The sequence below is a fragment of the Terrabacter sp. 01T434 genome (genome assembly GCF_056398545.1).
Genome location: NZ_JBFTPP010000002.1, coordinates 42,171 through 56,844, shown reverse-complemented (window position 1 = coordinate 56,844; position 14,674 = coordinate 42,171). Strand labels below are relative to the sequence as shown.

General features: G+C 70.7%; 14 protein-coding genes. 8 read left to right on the top strand and 6 right to left on the bottom strand.

Features of this window, described 5'->3' with window-relative positions; all coding sequences use genetic code 11:
* Nucleotides 1-44 precede the first annotated feature (44 nt).
* Together AC1DIW_RS05470 and serS are read left to right on the top strand one after the other, a co-directional pair.
* Complete coding sequence (locus AC1DIW_RS05470; RefSeq protein ID WP_478106761.1) at nt 45-590, top strand: hypothetical protein; 546 nt, start codon at nt 45-47, stop codon at nt 588-590.
* A 69-nt stretch (nt 591-659) separates the two neighbouring features.
* Nucleotides 660-1,985 carry a serine--tRNA ligase gene (gene serS / locus AC1DIW_RS05465; protein ID WP_478106760.1) on the top strand — a complete coding sequence of 442 codons (1,326 nt, stop codon included), beginning with the start codon at nt 660-662 and terminating at the stop codon, nt 1,983-1,985.
* Between the two features lie 101 nt (nt 1,986-2,086).
* Here serS and AC1DIW_RS05460 read toward each other — a convergent pair whose 3' ends face one another.
* The 6 genes from AC1DIW_RS05460 to AC1DIW_RS05435 all read right to left on the bottom strand — a co-directional run bounded on the left by AC1DIW_RS05460 (nt 2,087) and on the right by AC1DIW_RS05435 (nt 7,392).
* Entirely contained in the window at nt 2,087-3,139 is a 1,053-nt protein-coding gene (locus tag AC1DIW_RS05460; RefSeq protein ID WP_478106759.1) for a Gfo/Idh/MocA family protein, read from the bottom strand.
* Nucleotides 3,140-3,184: 45 nt separating this feature from the next.
* Entirely contained in the window at nt 3,185-3,925 is a 741-nt protein-coding gene (locus tag AC1DIW_RS05455; RefSeq protein WP_478106758.1) for a GntR family transcriptional regulator, read from the bottom strand.
* A 66-nt stretch (nt 3,926-3,991) separates the two neighbouring features.
* Complete coding sequence (locus AC1DIW_RS05450) at nt 3,992-4,408, bottom strand: universal stress protein (protein WP_442278730.1); 417 nt, start codon at nt 4,406-4,408, stop codon at nt 3,992-3,994.
* 16 nt (nt 4,409-4,424) lie between these two features.
* The gene (locus AC1DIW_RS05445; RefSeq protein WP_478106757.1) at nt 4,425-5,243 is read right to left on the bottom strand and encodes an ATP-binding cassette domain-containing protein; all 819 of its coding nucleotides are present in this window, start codon (nt 5,241-5,243) and stop codon (nt 4,425-4,427) included.
* Between the two features lies 1 nt (nt 5,244).
* Nucleotides 5,245-6,315 (bottom strand): ABC transporter permease, encoded by a 1,071-nt coding sequence (locus tag AC1DIW_RS05440; RefSeq protein WP_442278732.1) that lies wholly within the window; start codon nt 6,313-6,315, stop codon nt 5,245-5,247.
* Nucleotides 6,316-6,390: 75 nt separating this feature from the next.
* Complete coding sequence (locus AC1DIW_RS05435) at nt 6,391-7,392, bottom strand: substrate-binding domain-containing protein (RefSeq protein WP_442278733.1); 1,002 nt, start codon at nt 7,390-7,392, stop codon at nt 6,391-6,393.
* 419 nt (nt 7,393-7,811) lie between these two features.
* Between AC1DIW_RS05435 and AC1DIW_RS05430 the strand changes: the two genes are divergently transcribed.
* From AC1DIW_RS05430 to AC1DIW_RS05405, 6 genes are read left to right on the top strand one after another with little or no spacing between them, the layout of a single operon-like run.
* Nucleotides 7,812-8,816 (top strand): Gfo/Idh/MocA family protein, encoded by a 1,005-nt coding sequence (locus tag AC1DIW_RS05430; RefSeq protein WP_478106756.1) that lies wholly within the window; start codon nt 7,812-7,814, stop codon nt 8,814-8,816.
* 14 nt (nt 8,817-8,830) lie between these two features.
* Complete coding sequence (gene iolC, locus AC1DIW_RS05425) at nt 8,831-9,856, top strand: 5-dehydro-2-deoxygluconokinase (RefSeq protein ID WP_478106755.1); 1,026 nt, start codon at nt 8,831-8,833, stop codon at nt 9,854-9,856.
* Nucleotides 9,853-10,824, top strand: a complete 972-nt coding sequence (locus AC1DIW_RS05420; RefSeq protein WP_478106754.1) for a Cgl0159 family (beta/alpha)8-fold protein — start codon at nt 9,853-9,855, stop codon at nt 10,822-10,824. Before iolC ends, AC1DIW_RS05420 begins: the two co-directional genes overlap by 4 nt.
* On the top strand, nt 10,821-11,765 hold the full coding sequence (iolB, locus tag AC1DIW_RS05415) for a 5-deoxy-glucuronate isomerase (protein WP_478106753.1): 945 nt from the start codon (nt 10,821-10,823) through the stop codon (nt 11,763-11,765). The genes AC1DIW_RS05420 and iolB overlap by 4 nt, the downstream gene beginning before the upstream one ends.
* The gene (gene iolD, locus AC1DIW_RS05410; protein WP_478106752.1) at nt 11,762-13,741 is read left to right on the top strand and encodes a 3D-(3,5/4)-trihydroxycyclohexane-1,2-dione acylhydrolase (decyclizing); all 1,980 of its coding nucleotides are present in this window, start codon (nt 11,762-11,764) and stop codon (nt 13,739-13,741) included. Before iolB ends, iolD begins: the two co-directional genes overlap by 4 nt.
* A complete protein-coding gene (locus AC1DIW_RS05405) occupies nt 13,738-14,628 on the top strand; it encodes a sugar phosphate isomerase/epimerase family protein (RefSeq protein ID WP_478106751.1) in 891 nt (296 codons plus the stop codon). The genes iolD and AC1DIW_RS05405 overlap by 4 nt, the downstream gene beginning before the upstream one ends.
* The last annotated feature ends 46 nt before the right edge of the window (nt 14,629-14,674 follow it).

Genomic DNA, 14,674 nt, shown 5'->3' with positions numbered 1-14,674 from the left:
AAGGGCCATACCCACTTGACCGGGGGGAGACCTAGAGTCGGCGCATGAGACAGCGTGTCGCTGGGAGTCGGGCGGTGGCGCTCGCCGTGCTGCTCGGCGTGGGCCCTGCGGCCTCGGTCGCCGGGTGCACGAGCAGCGAACCGCAGGCCGCCGCGGAGACGGGCTGGTTCTCGCCGGGGCCTGCTCCGACACCGGAGGTGTCGCTGACGCCGATCGACCCCGGGCCCCCGCCGGTCGTGACGGTCCCGGCGCCCGTGGCCGGTGAGGTGGCGCGCGTCGTCGTGACGAGGCAGGGCGCCGGCAAGGCCTTCCGCAACGTGCCGGGGGTGCCGGTCGCCGCGGGCCGCACCTACACGGTCGAGGTGGCCTGCGCGGCCGGCCGCCCGTCGACCGGCACGAGCTATGCCGTCTACGACGCGGCGCCCGGCACGTGGGGGCACGGCGAGCCGCTCTACTCCCAGCCCTTCCCGTGCGACGGTGCGGTCCAGCGGACGGTCCACCTCGGCCTGCCCGCAGGCAGGGTGCAGATCGACGTCCGCGGCCTCCCCGGGGACGCCGTGACGGCATACGCCCTGATCCGGCCCGAGTGAGCGGGCGGCCGTCGGGCGCGGGGGTATCTCGGTCGTGGGGCGCGGCAGCGCGCCGATAGGCTGGCGCGCGTGATCGACATCAAGCTCGTGCGCGACGAACCCGACCGGGTCCGCGCCTCGCAACAGGCCCGTGGTGAGGACCCGGGGATCGTGGACGCGATCCTCGCTGCCGACGAGCGCCGTCGATCGTCCCTCGGCGAGTTCGAGAAGCTGCGCGCCGAGCAGAAGACCGTCAGCAAGTCGGTCGGCGCCGCGATGGGCGCCTTCCAGAAGGCCAAGAAGGCCGGAGCCCCCGACGCGGAGCACCTCGAGAAGGTGGCCCACGAGGCGCGCACGCACGCAGGCAGGCTGAGCGAGCAGGTCAAGTCGCTCGAGAGCGACGCCGACGAGGCGGGGGCCGAGCTCGAGCGCCTGCTGCGCCAGGTCGGCAACGTCATCATCGACGGCGTGCCCTTGGGGGGCGAGGACGACTACGTCGTGCTCGAGACCGTCGGCACGCCAAGGGATTTCGCGGCGGAGGGCTTCGAGCCGCTCGACCACCTCGCGCTCGGTGAGAAGCTCGGCGCCATCGACATGGAGCGCGGCGCCAAGGTCGGCGGGGCCCGGTTCTACTACCTCACTGGTGTCGGCGCGCTGCTCGAGCTGGCCCTGCTCAACATGGCGATGGCCCAGGCCACCGCGGCCGGGTTCACGGCGATGATCACGCCGACGCTCGCGCGCCCGGAGATGATGGTCGGCGCCGGCTTCATGGACGCGCACGCCGAGGAGGTCTACCGCCTCGAGGCCGATGACCTCTACCTCACCGGCACCTCGGAGGTGGCGCTCGCCGGCTACCACGCCGACGAGATCATCGACCTGTCGGACGGTCCGAAGCGGTATGCCGGCTGGTCGGCCTGCTACCGCCGCGAGGCCGGGTCGCACGGCAAGGACACCCGCGGCATCATCCGCGTGCACCAGTTCCACAAGGTCGAGATGTTCAGCTACTGCCGTCCGGAGGACGCCGAGGCCGAGCACCAGCGCCTGCTCGCGTGGGAGCGCGAGATGCTCGCCAAGATCGAGGTGCCCTACCGCGTCATCGACACCGCGGCCGGTGACCTCGGCGGTCCAGCAGCGCGCAAGTTCGACTGCGAGGCCTGGGTGCCGACGCAGGGCAAGTACCGCGAGCTGAGCTCGACGTCGAACTGCACGACGTTCCAGGCGCGGCGACTCAACACGCGCGAGCGCGACCCGAACGGCTCGGGCACCCGCGCCGTCGCGACGCTCAACGGCACGCTGGGCACGACACGCTGGCTCGTCGCGATCCTCGAGAACCACCAGCAGCCCGACGGCTCGGTCGTGGTCCCGGCCGCGCTGCGCCCGTTCCTCGGTCTGGACGTCCTCAAGCCCCTCGCCTGACTGCGCCGACCGCCTCCCGCCTGCCCCATCCCGATCGAAAGCGCAATCCGACCGGACGGATTGCTCTTTCGATCGGGTTTTCAGGGGGTGCGATCGGGTTTTCAGGGGGTGCGAGCGGGGGCGTAGGTGATGCCGAGCTGCCGGGTCACCTCGTCGAGCGCGCCCATGTTGGCCTCGACCGACTCGTGGTCGTGCAGGGGAGACGCGATCAGGCCGTCGCCGATGCACCGGGCGACCTCGAGCGCGGAGTGGTGGAGCGCGCCATGGCCGACCGGCTCGGGGTCGGTCCACGTGACCGACCGTGAGCCGTCGGCCGAGGTGACGACGACGTCCCCGGGCATGAAGAACGGTCCGGGCAGGGTCAACGTCGCCGCCGTGCCGGCGATGGTCGCCGACGTGGGCGTACGCGTGAGCAGCGTCGAGTGCAGCACGCTCGTCGCGTCGCCGGCATGGGTCAACAGCATGGCGGCCTGTCCGTTGACGCCGGTCGAGGCCATCTCGCCGGACGCCTGCACCCGCATGGCCGGCCCGAGCACCCACGTGGCGAGCGTCGTCACGTAGGTGCCGAGGTCGAGGAGAGAGCCGCCGGCCATGGCCGGGTCGAGGATGCGGTGCGGCGGGTCGAAGTGCTCTCCGTGGTCGGCGAGGACGGTGCGCACGTCACCGAGCAGCCCGGCGTCCAGCACCTGACGCACGACGTCGAAGCGCGGCAGGAAGAGCGTCCACATCGCCTCCATGCAGAAGACTCCGGCAGCCGCCGCCGCAGCCGAGATCTCCTGTGCCTCGGGGACATCGAGCCCGATGGGCTTCTCGACCAGGACGTGCTTGCCCGCCTGGATCGCGAGCAGGGCGCCCCGCCGGTGCAGGTGGTGCGGCGTCGCGACGTAGACGACGTCGACGCCTGGATCCTCGACGAGGTCGGAAGCCCGACGGAATGCTCTCTCGATCGAGAAGGTGGAGGCGAACGCATCGGCCGAGGCCTGGGTCCGCGACCCGACGGCCACGACCCGCTGTGTCGTCGAGGCCTGCAACGACGCGACGAAGCGCGAGGCGATCCACCCGGTCCCGAGCACGCCCCAGCGCAGGCTCGGCACGGACGAGGGCGACGGACGGCGCGGCGCGGGGAGGGCGTCGGGCAGCGAAAGGGTCGACACGGCATACCTTCTCGGTGGTCGGGCGCCGTGACGAAACCGGCGCGGTCAGCGCTCGTCGAGCATGACCTCGATGGAGTAGTCCTGGGCGCGGTAGCAGTGGTCGCCGTACTCGACGGGACCACCGATGGCGTCGAATGCCGTGCGTGACATCGTCAGGACCGGCTGGGACGGGGTGATGGCGAGGTGCTTGCGCTCGACGGCCGACGGCTGGCGGGCGCCGATGCGCTGGTGCGCGACGACGGGTTTGCCCCCGCGGGCGCGGAGCAGGGCGTAGAGGCCGTCGCGCTCGAGGTCCTCCCGGCTGATGTCGGAGTAGGCCGGCGGCAGCCAGTTGCGCAGGATCGCGAGCGGCCGGTCGCCGTCGAAGCGCAGCCGGACGAGCTTGAGCAGCGGGGTGTCGACGGGCAGGCCGAGTGCCGTCGCCGCGACCTCGTCGGTCGTCACCTCGTGGGTCAGTACCACGGTGCGAGGGTCACCCGATCCCTCGCGCCGCAGGTCGTCGTAGAGGCTCGTCAGCTCGGCGCGCCGGTGGATCTGGCGCCCCGCGACCGTCGTGCCCAGACCGCGCCGCCGGAGCAGCAGACCCTGTCCGACGAGCTCCTGGATGGCCCGCCGCACCGTCGGCCGCGAGAGGCCCAGCCGGTCGGCCATGGCGACCTCGTTCTCGAAGGCGTCGCCCGGCTGGAGCTGCCCGCTCGCGATCGCCGCACTCAGCTGCTCGGCCAGCTGGTGGTAGAGCGGGACCGGCGTCTCGCGGTCGATGCGGACGTCAACGGGGTTGGACATGTCCGCACACTAGCGAGGGCGCACGAACCTGCACAGATGTGTTCATGTCAGGACACCTTCGTGTCATCACCTCGGGCTCTTGACGACGAGCACCGGCACGTCGACGTCGAGGAGGATGTGCTGCGTCACGCTGCCGAGGAGCGCCTTGCCGACGGGGGAGCGGCGGCGGGCGCCGATGACGAGGAGGTCGGGTGCGATCTCCGCGATCTTGCCGATGATGGCGGACGCGACGTCGCCCACCCCCGGTTTGCTCGCGACGAGGTGCAGGTCCCACGTGACCTCCTTGAGCGAGTCGTCATCGGCGAGCGCCTTCTCGATGGCGTCGGAGATGCCGGCCCGGTTGGCCTCGGCGATGTCCTGGTCCAGGGAGTCGACGACGTGGATGACGTCCAGCCGGACCCCGCGGAAGGCGGCCTCGCGGGCGCCCTCCCACAGCGCCCGCGCGGCGGACGCCGACACCTGATGTGCGACAGCGACGCTCATGACCGCTTCCCCCCGTTCACGACTTCTGCAGCTCGTGCGACAGCTCGGCGAGCTCGTCACCGCCGGCCATCTGCCGGGTGAGCTCGTCGAGGCTCACGTCGCCGCGCTTCTTGTCGAGCACGGCCTCGCCGAGCTTGAGGATGACGAAGTGGTTGCCGACGAGGTAGGCGTGGTGCGGGTTGTGCGTGATGAAGACGACGCCGAGGCCGGCGTCCCGAGCTGCCGCGGTGTACTTCAGCACCACACCGGACTGCTTGACGCCGAGGGCAGCGGTGGGCTCGTCGAGGATGAGCACCCGGGCGCCGAAGTAGACGGCGCGGGCGATCGCGACGCACTGGCGCTGGCCGCCGGAGAGCGTGCCGATGGGCTGGTTGATGTCCTTGACGACGATGCCCATCTTGCGCAGCTCCTCGTCGGCGATGCGCTTCATCTCGTTGATCTTCATCGGTGCCAAGGGGCCACGCCTGCTGACCATCTCGGACCCGAGGAAGAAGTTGCGCCACACCTCCATGAGCGAGACGACGGCGAGGTCCTGGTAGACGGTCGCGATGCCGTGCGCGAGGGAGTCGCGCGGCGAGGAGAACGAGACCTCCTTGCCGTCGACCTTCATCGTGCCCTCGTTGTGCGGGTGCAGGCCGGCGATGATCTTGATCAGGGTCGACTTGCCCGCGCCGTTGTCCCCGAGGACGCAGGTGACCTCCCCGGCGTTGACGGTCAGGTTGATGCCCTTGAGCGCCCGGATCGCCCCGTAGGTCTTGCCGATGTTGATCATCTCGACGAGCGGCTCGCCCTTGTACAGTCCCGGATCGGCGTGGTCGTGAAGGGTGTCGGTCATGTCAGCCCACCTTTCGGGCGGTCGAGAGCTTCTTGACGTAGAGGTTGACCATGACGGCGAGCAGGAGCATGACGCCGAGGAAGGCCTTGAACCAGTTCGGGTCCCAACCGGCATACACGATGCACAGGCTGGTCATGCCGAAGATGAAGGCGCCGATGGCCACGCCGATGGCGTTGCCGTAGCCGCCGGTGAGCATCGTGCCGCCGACGACCGCCGCGATGATGTAGAGGAACTCGTTGCCCACGCCGTTGCCGGCCTGGAGCGTGTTGTAGTTGTAGAGGTAGTGCATGCCGGCGAACCAGGCCAGGAAGGCCACGGTCATGAAGAGGCCGACCTTCACGCGGGTGACGGGGACACCGACCGCGCGTGCCGAGTCGGCGTTGCCGCCGACGGCGAAGATCCAGTTCCCGGTCTTCGTGCGCTGCAGGATGAAGGCGGAGAGCGCCACGAAGAGGAACCACCAGACGACGGTGATCGACAACGAGACCGATCCGATCTGCCACTCATGGGCGAAGATCCAGGTGAGGGTGTCGTAGCCGGCCATCTGGTTGATGTTGGGGCTGGACACCGATCCGGTGACGAGCTTGGTCACGCCGAGGTTCGCGCCCTGCAGGACGAAGAAGGTGCCCAGGGTGATCAGGAAGCTCGGGATCCCGGTCCTCATGACCAGGTAGCCGTTGAGGAACCCGATCGCCAGGCACAGCACCAGCGACAGGATGGCGCCGACCCACAGGTTGATCCCGAGCTGGTAGCAGAACATCGCGTTGACGAGCCCGGCAGTGGTGACGAGCACGCCGGCGGACAGGTCGAACTCGCCGCCGATCATCAGCATGCCGACCCCGACGGCCACGATGCCGATGGTCGAGGACTGGTAGAGGACGGTGAAGAACGATGCCGGGGTGCGGAAGGCCGGCGCGACGATGAGGAAGAAGATGAAGATGACGATCGCCGCGACGAGGGCGCCGATCTCGGGTCGGGCCAGCAGTCGGTTCGACCAGCCCAGGGTGACCCGGTTGGATGCCTCGGCAGGGGCCGAGGGCGAGGGATCGGTTTTGACGGGGGTGCTACTCATGACAGCTCCAGTGCTGTTTCGGCGGGGGCCGGGCTGCCCAGACGGACGTGGACGGGCCCGACCCCCTGGAGGCGGTTAGCGAGTGTTCTGCTTGATGAACGGGAGGACCTGGGCGATGTTCGTCTTGTCGACGAAGGAGGGGCCGGTCAGCACGGCCTGGCCGCCACCGAGGACGTTGCCGTTCTTCTTGAAGAGGTAGAGCTGCGTGATGGCCATGTAGCCCTGCAGGTAGGGCTGCTGGTCGATGAACCACTGGATCTTGCCGTCCTGGACCGCTTGGGCCGCATCGGGGTTGGTGTCGAACGTGCCGACCTTCACGTCCGACCGCCCGGCTGTTTGGGCGGCCTTGACCGTGTCGAGGGCCTGCGGCGCACCGAGGGTGATGACCCAGTTGATCGTCTTGTCCTGGGTCAGCTTGGCCTGGATGGCGCTGGTGACGGCAGCGTCGTCGGCGCCGTTGACCTGCAGGTTCTCGGTGTTCGGGAAGGCCGCCTTGACGCCCGCGCAGCGGTCCTCGAGGGCGACCGACCCGCTCTGCTGGATGGTGCAGAGGATCTTGGTGGCGCCGGCGGCGGCGGCCCGCTTGCCTCCCTCCTGCCCGGCCAGCTTCTCGTTGGAGGCGAAGTGCGTCAGGGCCCCCGCCTGCTGGAAGAAGTCGATGCCCGAGTTGAAGGTGTCGACCGGGATGCCGGCCGCCTCGGCCTTCTTGATCGTGGGGATGAGCGCGTCCGGGGTGACCAGCGTCGTGGCGATGCCGTCGACCTTGGAGTCGATGGCGTTCTGGATCAGCACCGCCTGCTTGGCGGCGTCCGGGTCCGAGGAGTACTTCAAGGTGGAGCCGGTGTCCTTGGCGGCCTGCTGGGCGCCCGCCTTGATGCGATCCCAGAACGTGTCACCCGGCGTCTCGTGGGTGATCATGGCGAAGGTGTAGCCGCTGTTGCCGCCGCCACCTCCGCCCCCACCCGTCGAGGTGGTGCTCGGCGCACCGCCGCTGCTGCAGGCGGCGAGGGTGAAGCTGGCCGCGGTGACCACGGCGGCGGCGACGGTCAAACTCTTGCGAGTCCGAGTCGGAGTCATCGTTGATTCCTTTCGTTGCGTCGCGGTGGCCGGTCGCCGGATTGCGCGACGTGCTGTGACGGCAGATCCCGTCGGTCAAGGGGTGCGGCCCCGGGCCCGGGGCGCCGGTGGCGCGGTGGGCGGAGAGCCGTGGAGCGTCGGCCTGGCTCCTGCGTCGCGGCAGACCTCGCGGTGGAGGTCTGCTGGTCCCGGCGTCGATGCCAGCGATTCGAGGATCCCCCGCCCTCATCGTCGTGTCAAGAGATTGAGCAAACATCAGAATGTCCTAACATTTGCTTGACACGACGTGGCCCCTGGCACGACGATCGTTGTCGGAAGGCCGACGGCGCCCCCGCGCACGTCGACCGGACCCAACCGGACCCCGCGGCGACCAACCCACCCGATCGCCGCCCACCGCGATCACCCAAGGGAGTGTGCACATGCGCATCGGACTGGCCGGAGTCGGCCGCATCGGGGCATTTCACGCCGAAACCCTCCGCGACCTCTCGGACGTCGACGAGGTCGTCGTGGCCGACCTGGACACCGACGCGGCTCGCGCCGTCGCCGACAAGCTCGAGGTCGGGTATGCCGCGTCGCCCGCCGAGCTGCTCGCCTCCGGCGTCGACGGCTTCGTCATCGCGACGGCGACGCCGGGCCACGCGCCCCTCATCCGCCTCGGCCTCGAGGCCGGCGTGCCGACCTTCTGCGAGAAGCCGGTCGCCGCGACGCTCGAGGAGACGCTCGACCTCGCCGAACTCGTGTCACGGACCTCCACGCCCGTCCACGTCGGTTTCCAGCGGCGTTTCGACCGCGGCTACCAGCGCGCCCGGCAGGCGGTGGCGGGTGGCGAGCTCGGCTTCCTGCACAGCATCCGCGCCCAGACGCACGACCAGGCGCCACCCCACGCCGCCTACATCCCGACGAGCGGCGGCCTCTTCCGCGACTGCTCGATCCACGACTTCGACATCATCCGCTTCGTCACCGGCCGCGAGGTCGCCTCGGTCTACGCCACCGGCGCCAACAAGGGCGCGGCGTTCTTCACCGAGGCCGGCGACGTCGACACCGCCGCCGCCGTCCTGACGCTCGACGACGGCACGCTCGTGTCGCTCTCCGCCACCCGCTACAACGGCGCCGGCCACGACGTGCGCATGGAGGTCCTCGGCAGCGAGGGCACGATCGGTGTCGGCTACGACGACTCGCTCGCCGTCACCTCGGCCGAGCCCGGCGCGACCTACCCGTCCGGCCCGCGCCACTGGTCGTTCATGGAGCGCTTCCTGCCGGCCTACCGCGCCGAGCTGACGGCCTTCGCCGCCGTCGCCCGCGGCTCGCTCGCCTCGCCGTGCACGGTCCACGACGCCCTCCAGGCCTTCCGCGTGGCCGAGGCCTGCGAGCTGTCGCGCCGCGAGAACCGCCCCGTCGCCCTCACCGAGATCCCCGGCCTGTGAAGGAGGTTGCCGCGATGAGCGCCCCCACCACGACACCCGGCGACACGGCATACGACACCGCGTACGACGTCGTTGCGATCGGACGCACCGGCGTCGACATCTACCCGCTCCAGCACGGCGTCGGGCTCGAGAAGGTCGAGACCTTCCAGAAGTTCCTCGGCGGCAGCGCGACCAACGTCAGCGTCGCTGCGGCCCGGCACGGGCACCGGGTCGCCCTCATCACCCGCACCGGGCAGGACGCCTTCGGTCGCTACATCCACGAGGCCCTCCAGGGCTTCGGGGTCGACGACGCCTTCGTCTCCGCCGTCGCGGGTCCGCCGACGCCGGTCACCTTCTGCGAGGTGTTCCCACCGGACGACTTCCCGCTCTACTTCTACCGCTACCCGATCGCGCCCGACCTCATCATCGAGGCCGACGAGCTGCCGCTCGGCGCCATCCGTGACGCAGGCGTCTTCTGGGCGACGGTCACGGGACTCTCGCAGGAGCCGAGCCGCTCGGCGCACTTCCGGGCCTGGGAGACCCGTGGCCGCCGCACCCACACGGTGCTCGACCTCGACTACCGCCCGATGTTCTGGACCGACCCGGCCGAGGCGAGCGAGCAGGTCGGACGCGCGCTGGGGCACGTGACCGTGGCCGTCGGCAACCGCGAGGAGTGCGAGGTCGCCGTCGGTGAGACCGACCCCCAACGGGCCGCCGACGCGCTGCTCGAGCGCGGCGTCGAGCTCGCCGTCGTCAAGCAGGGCCCCAACGGGGTGCTCGCCGCGACCCGCGACGAGCGCGTCGAGGTGCCGCCGTTCCCCGTCGACGTCGTCAACGGCCTCGGCGCCGGCGACGCGTTCGGCGGCGCCCTGTGCCACGGGCTGCTCGAGGGATGGGACCTGCGGCGCGTCCTCGAGTTCGCCAACGTCGCGGGTGCGATCGTCGCGAGCAAGCTCGAGTGCTCCACCGCGATGCCGACCTCTGCCGAGGTCGAGGAGCGCCTGGCCACCCGTGACCGGCCCGCTGCCCCGTTCGCCACCGTCGCCGAGGAGGCACGATGACCACCACGCCCGTCAGCCCGGCCGTCAGCTCGGCCGTCAGCCCGGCCGCCAGCCCGAAGGTCGCGGTCGCCGACCTGACCGAGATCCGCGTCCGCGAGCCCGGCCGCATCGCCGCCGCCTGGGCCGCCCGGCAGCGCCGCCCGCTCGTGCGCGAGGACGGCCGGATGCTGATCGTGGCCGCCGACCACCCGGCCCGCGGGGCCCTCGGGGTCCGTGGCGCCGGCACGGCGATGGCGAGCCGGAGCGACCTGCTCGACCGCCTCGTCACCGCTCTCGAGCGTCCCGGCGTCGACGGCGTGCTCGGCACGCCCGACATCCTCGACGACCTGCTCCTGCTCGGCGCCCTCGACGGCAAGGTGGCCATCGGCTCGATGAACCGCGGTGGCCTGCAGGGCGCCAGCTTCGAGCTCGACGACCGCTTCACCGCCTACACCGCCGCGGAGATCGCGGCGCGCGGCATCGACGGCGGCAAGATGCTGACGCGCATCTGCCTCGACGACCCGGGCACGGTGGCCACGCTCGAGGCGAGCGCACGGGCCGTCACCGAGCTCGCCGAGCACCAGGTCATGGCGATGGTCGAACCGTTCCTCTCGACGCGCGAGGGCGGTCGGGTCGTCAACCAGCTCGACCCGGACTCGACGATCAAGTCGGTCCACATCGCCGCCGGGCTCGGCGCGTCGAGCGCCTACACGTGGCTCAAGCTGCCCGTCGTCGACGACCTCGACCGGGTCATGGACGCGACGACGCTGCCGACGCTGCTCCTCGGCGGTGACCCGCAGGGCGACCCGCAGGACACGTATGCGTCGTGGGGGCACGCGCTCGACCTTCCCGCCGTGCGCGGTCTCGTCGTCGGTCGCGCCCTGCTCTTCCCGCCCGGCGGCGACGTCGCCGCGGCCGTCGACATCGCCGCGGGCCTCGTCCACGGGTCCGTCGACGGGTCGGCCAACGGGAACGGGGTCGGCGCGTGAGTGACAACGAGCGCTGGGTGCGTCCGCTCGGGAGCGCCGGCACGGCCGAGTGGTCCGTCGCGATCGACGACACCATCGACGGGTGGGCGCACACGCGGTTGTATGCCGTGGACCTCGCTCCCGGACAGAGCCGCACCGTCGTCGCGGGCGAGTGGGAGCACGTCGTCGTGCCGCTCGCCGGATCCGTGTCCGTCACGGCCGTCGACGCGGACGGCGAGAAGCACGAGGCGCACCTGGCCGGGCGGGAGTCCGTCTTCGCCGGCCCGACCGACGTCGCCTATGCCTCCCGGGACTGCCAGCTGACGGTGACCGCCGTGGGCGGCCCCGCCAGGGTCGCGATCTGCGGCGCCCGCGCGGCGGAGCGGCACACGCCGCCGTTCCGTCACGTGGGCGCCGCGGACGTGCCCGTCGAGCTGCGCGGTGCGGGGGTCGCGTCACGGGAGGTCCGCAACTTCGGCATCCCGGGCGTGCTCGACGCCGACTCGATCATCGCCTGCGAGGTGATCACGCCGGGTGGCAACTGGAGCTCCTACCCGCCGCACAAGCACGACGAGGAGCGCCCGGGCGTCGAGACCGAGCTCGAGGAGATCTACTACTTCGAGGTCGAATCAACCGAGCGAAGCGAGCTTGATTCGACCCTGGAGGGGCAGCCCGCCGAAGGCGGTCCTGGCTTGGGCTATGTGCGTGTCTACGGCACCGACGACCGTCCGATCGACGTGCTCGCCGAGGTCCGGTCCGGCGACGTCGTCCTCGTGCCGCACGGCTGGCACGGGCCGGCGATGGCGGCGCCCGGCTACGACCTCTACTACCTCAACGTCATGGCCGGCCCCGGAGCGGAGCGCGCCTGGCTCATCTGCGACGACCCCGCCCACGGGTGGGTCCGCGACACGTGGTCCGACCAGCCGGTCGACCCCCGACTTCCCCTTGGAGGTGCTCGATGACGAGCGACACCCAGGCGGCCACGACCGTGCGCCTCACGGTGGCCCAGGCCGTGGTCCGCTTCCTCGCCAACCAGTGGAGCGAGCGTGACGGGGAGCGGCAGAAGCTCTTCGCCGGTTGCTTCGGCATCTTCGGCCACGGCAACGTCGCCGGGATCGGTCAGGCGCTGCTCCAGAACGAGCTGGCCGACGGCCGGGAGCGCCTGCCCTACGTCCTGGCCCGCAACGAGCAGGCGATGGTCCACACCTCCGTCGCCTACGCCCGCCAGAAGGACCGCCTGCAGACGTGGGCGTGCACGGCCTCGGTCGGTCCCGGCTCGACGAACATGCTGACCGGCGCGGCGCTGGCGACGATCAACCGGATCCCCGTGCTGCTGCTGCCGTCCGGCACCTTCGCGACCCGCGTCAGCGCTCCGGTGCTCCAGGAGCTCGAGCTGCCGTATGCCGCCGACGTGACGGTCAACGACGCCTTCCGCCCGCTGTCGAAGTTCTTCGACCGGGTCAGCCGTCCCGAGCAGCTGCCGTCGGCTCTCCTCGGCGCCATGCGGGTGCTCACCGACCCGGTCGAGACCGGCGCCGTGACGATCGCACTGCCGCAGGACGTCCAGGCGGAGGCCCACGACTGGCCGGTCGAGCTCTTCGCGCCGCGCACGTGGCGGGTGGCCCGCCCGCTGCCCGAGGCCGTCGACGTCGCGGACGCCGCTGCCGTCATCCGCTCGGCGAAGCGGCCGCTCGTCGTCGCCGGTGGTGGCGTGCACTACTCGGGGGCCGAGGAGGCGCTCCGCGCGTTCTGCGAGGCCACCGGCATCCCCGTCGGGGAGTCGCAGGCCGGCAAGGGCTCGCTGCCGCACGGTCACCCGCAGGAGATGGGTGCGATCGGCTCCACCGGCACGACCGCCGCCAACGCGCTCGCGGCCGAGGCCGACGTCGTCATCGGCATCGGCACGCGGTGGAGCGACTTCACTACGGCGTCGCGGACTGCTTTCCAGGACAACGGGGCCCGTTTCGTCAACATCAACGTCGCCCGCTTCGACGCGGGCAAGCACTCGGGCCTGTCGGTGGTCGCCGACGCGCGAGAGGCGCTGACGGCTCTCACGACGGCATTGCAGGGGTATGCCGTCGACGACGCCTACCGTGACCGCCAGGCGACGCTGTGGACCGAGTGGGACGCAGCCGTCGAGGGCGCCTTCCACCCGGCCGCCGAGGTGACCGACCGCCTCGCCGAGGGGCTGCTGACCCAGGGCCAGGTGCTCGGCGCCGTCAACGAGCTGAGCGACCCGCGCGACGTCGTGCTCTGCGCGGCCGGGTCGATGCCCGGCGACATCCACAAGCTGTGGCGGGTCCGGGACCGCAAGGCCTACCACGTGGAGTACGGCTACTCCTGCATGGGCTACGAGGTGCCGGCGTCGATCGGCATCCGCCTCGCCGACGAGTCACGGGACGTCTTCGCCATGGTCGGTGACGGCGGCTACCTCATGATGCCGACCGAGCTCGTCACCGCCGTGCAGGAGCGGGTCAAGGTGATCGTCGTGCTCGTGCAGAACCACGGCTTCCACTCGATCGGCTCGCTGTCGGAGTCGTTGGGGTCGCAGCGCTTCGGCACGAGCTACCGGTTCCGGGGCGAGTCGTCCGGCCGTCTCGACGGTGACGTGCTGCCCGTCGACCTCGCGGCGAACGCGCGCTCCCTCGGGGCGCACGTCATCGAGGTGCACTCGCTGGACGAGCTGCACCAGGCGATCAAGGAGGCCAAGGCCTGGCCGACCGACGGCGGACCCGTCGTCATCCACGTCGAGACCGACCCGCTCGTCCACGCGCCCGACAGCGCGTCGTGGTGGGACGTGCCGGTCTCGGCGGTCAGCGAGCTCGACACGACGCAGACGGCATACGGCGAGTACGTCGACCACAAGGCCACCCAGCGCCCGCTCCTCACCCCCGGCCGCCCGAACACCAGCCCGACAAGCCCGGAGTCCTCGTCATGAAGCTCGCCCTCGACCCGTACATGTTCCGTGAGACGCCACTGCTCGAGCTGCCCTCTCTCGTCGCTGATCTCGGCTACGAGTGGATCGAGCTGTCGCCGCGCGACGACTTCATCCCGTTCTTCAACCACCCACGCGTCGACGACGCAGGCGTCGCCGCCTTCGGCACGGCGTTGCGCTCGGCGGGTGTCGGGGTGTCGTCGGTGCTGCCGCTCTTCAGGTGGAGCGGTCCCGACGAGGAGGACCGCAAGGCGGCGGTGCGCTATTGGACGCGCGCCATCCAGATCGCCTCGCTGCTCGGCGTCGACACGATGAACTCCGAGTTCAACGGCAACCCGCGCGAGGCGGCGACCTGCGAGCGGATGTTCTGGCAGTCGATGGAGGAGCTGCTGCCCGTCTTCGAGAAGGAGGGGATCCGGCTCGTGCTCGAGCCGCACCCCGACGACTGGGAGGAGGACGGCAAGCGCGCGGTCGACATCATCAAGGGGATCAACAGCCCCAACGTCAGCTTCCTCTACTGCGCTCCGCACACCTTCCACCAGGGCAACGACTGCGACGGGATCCTCGACAAGGCAGGCGATCTCGTGACGATGGTCCACGTCGCCGACGCCTACGACCACATCGCGTCGTCGGGGCTGCGCTACATCGTCAACCCGCCCGGCTCTCAGGTCACGGTGCACCAGCACCTCGACATCGGACAGGGCGAGGTCGACTTCGGCCAGTTCTTCGCCGGCCTCGAGCGCATCGGCTTCGACGGCATCGTCACCTCGTGCGTCTTCGCCTGGGAGGACCGGGCGCGTGAGTCGAGCACCTACATGCGCGACACCATCCGCTCCTACCTCGACAAGTGGGCCACCGCTCCCACGCTCGTCTCCCCGAACCGCCGCTGAGCCCACCCCGCCCAAGCACACGGCATACCCCTGAACCAGCTTGCAA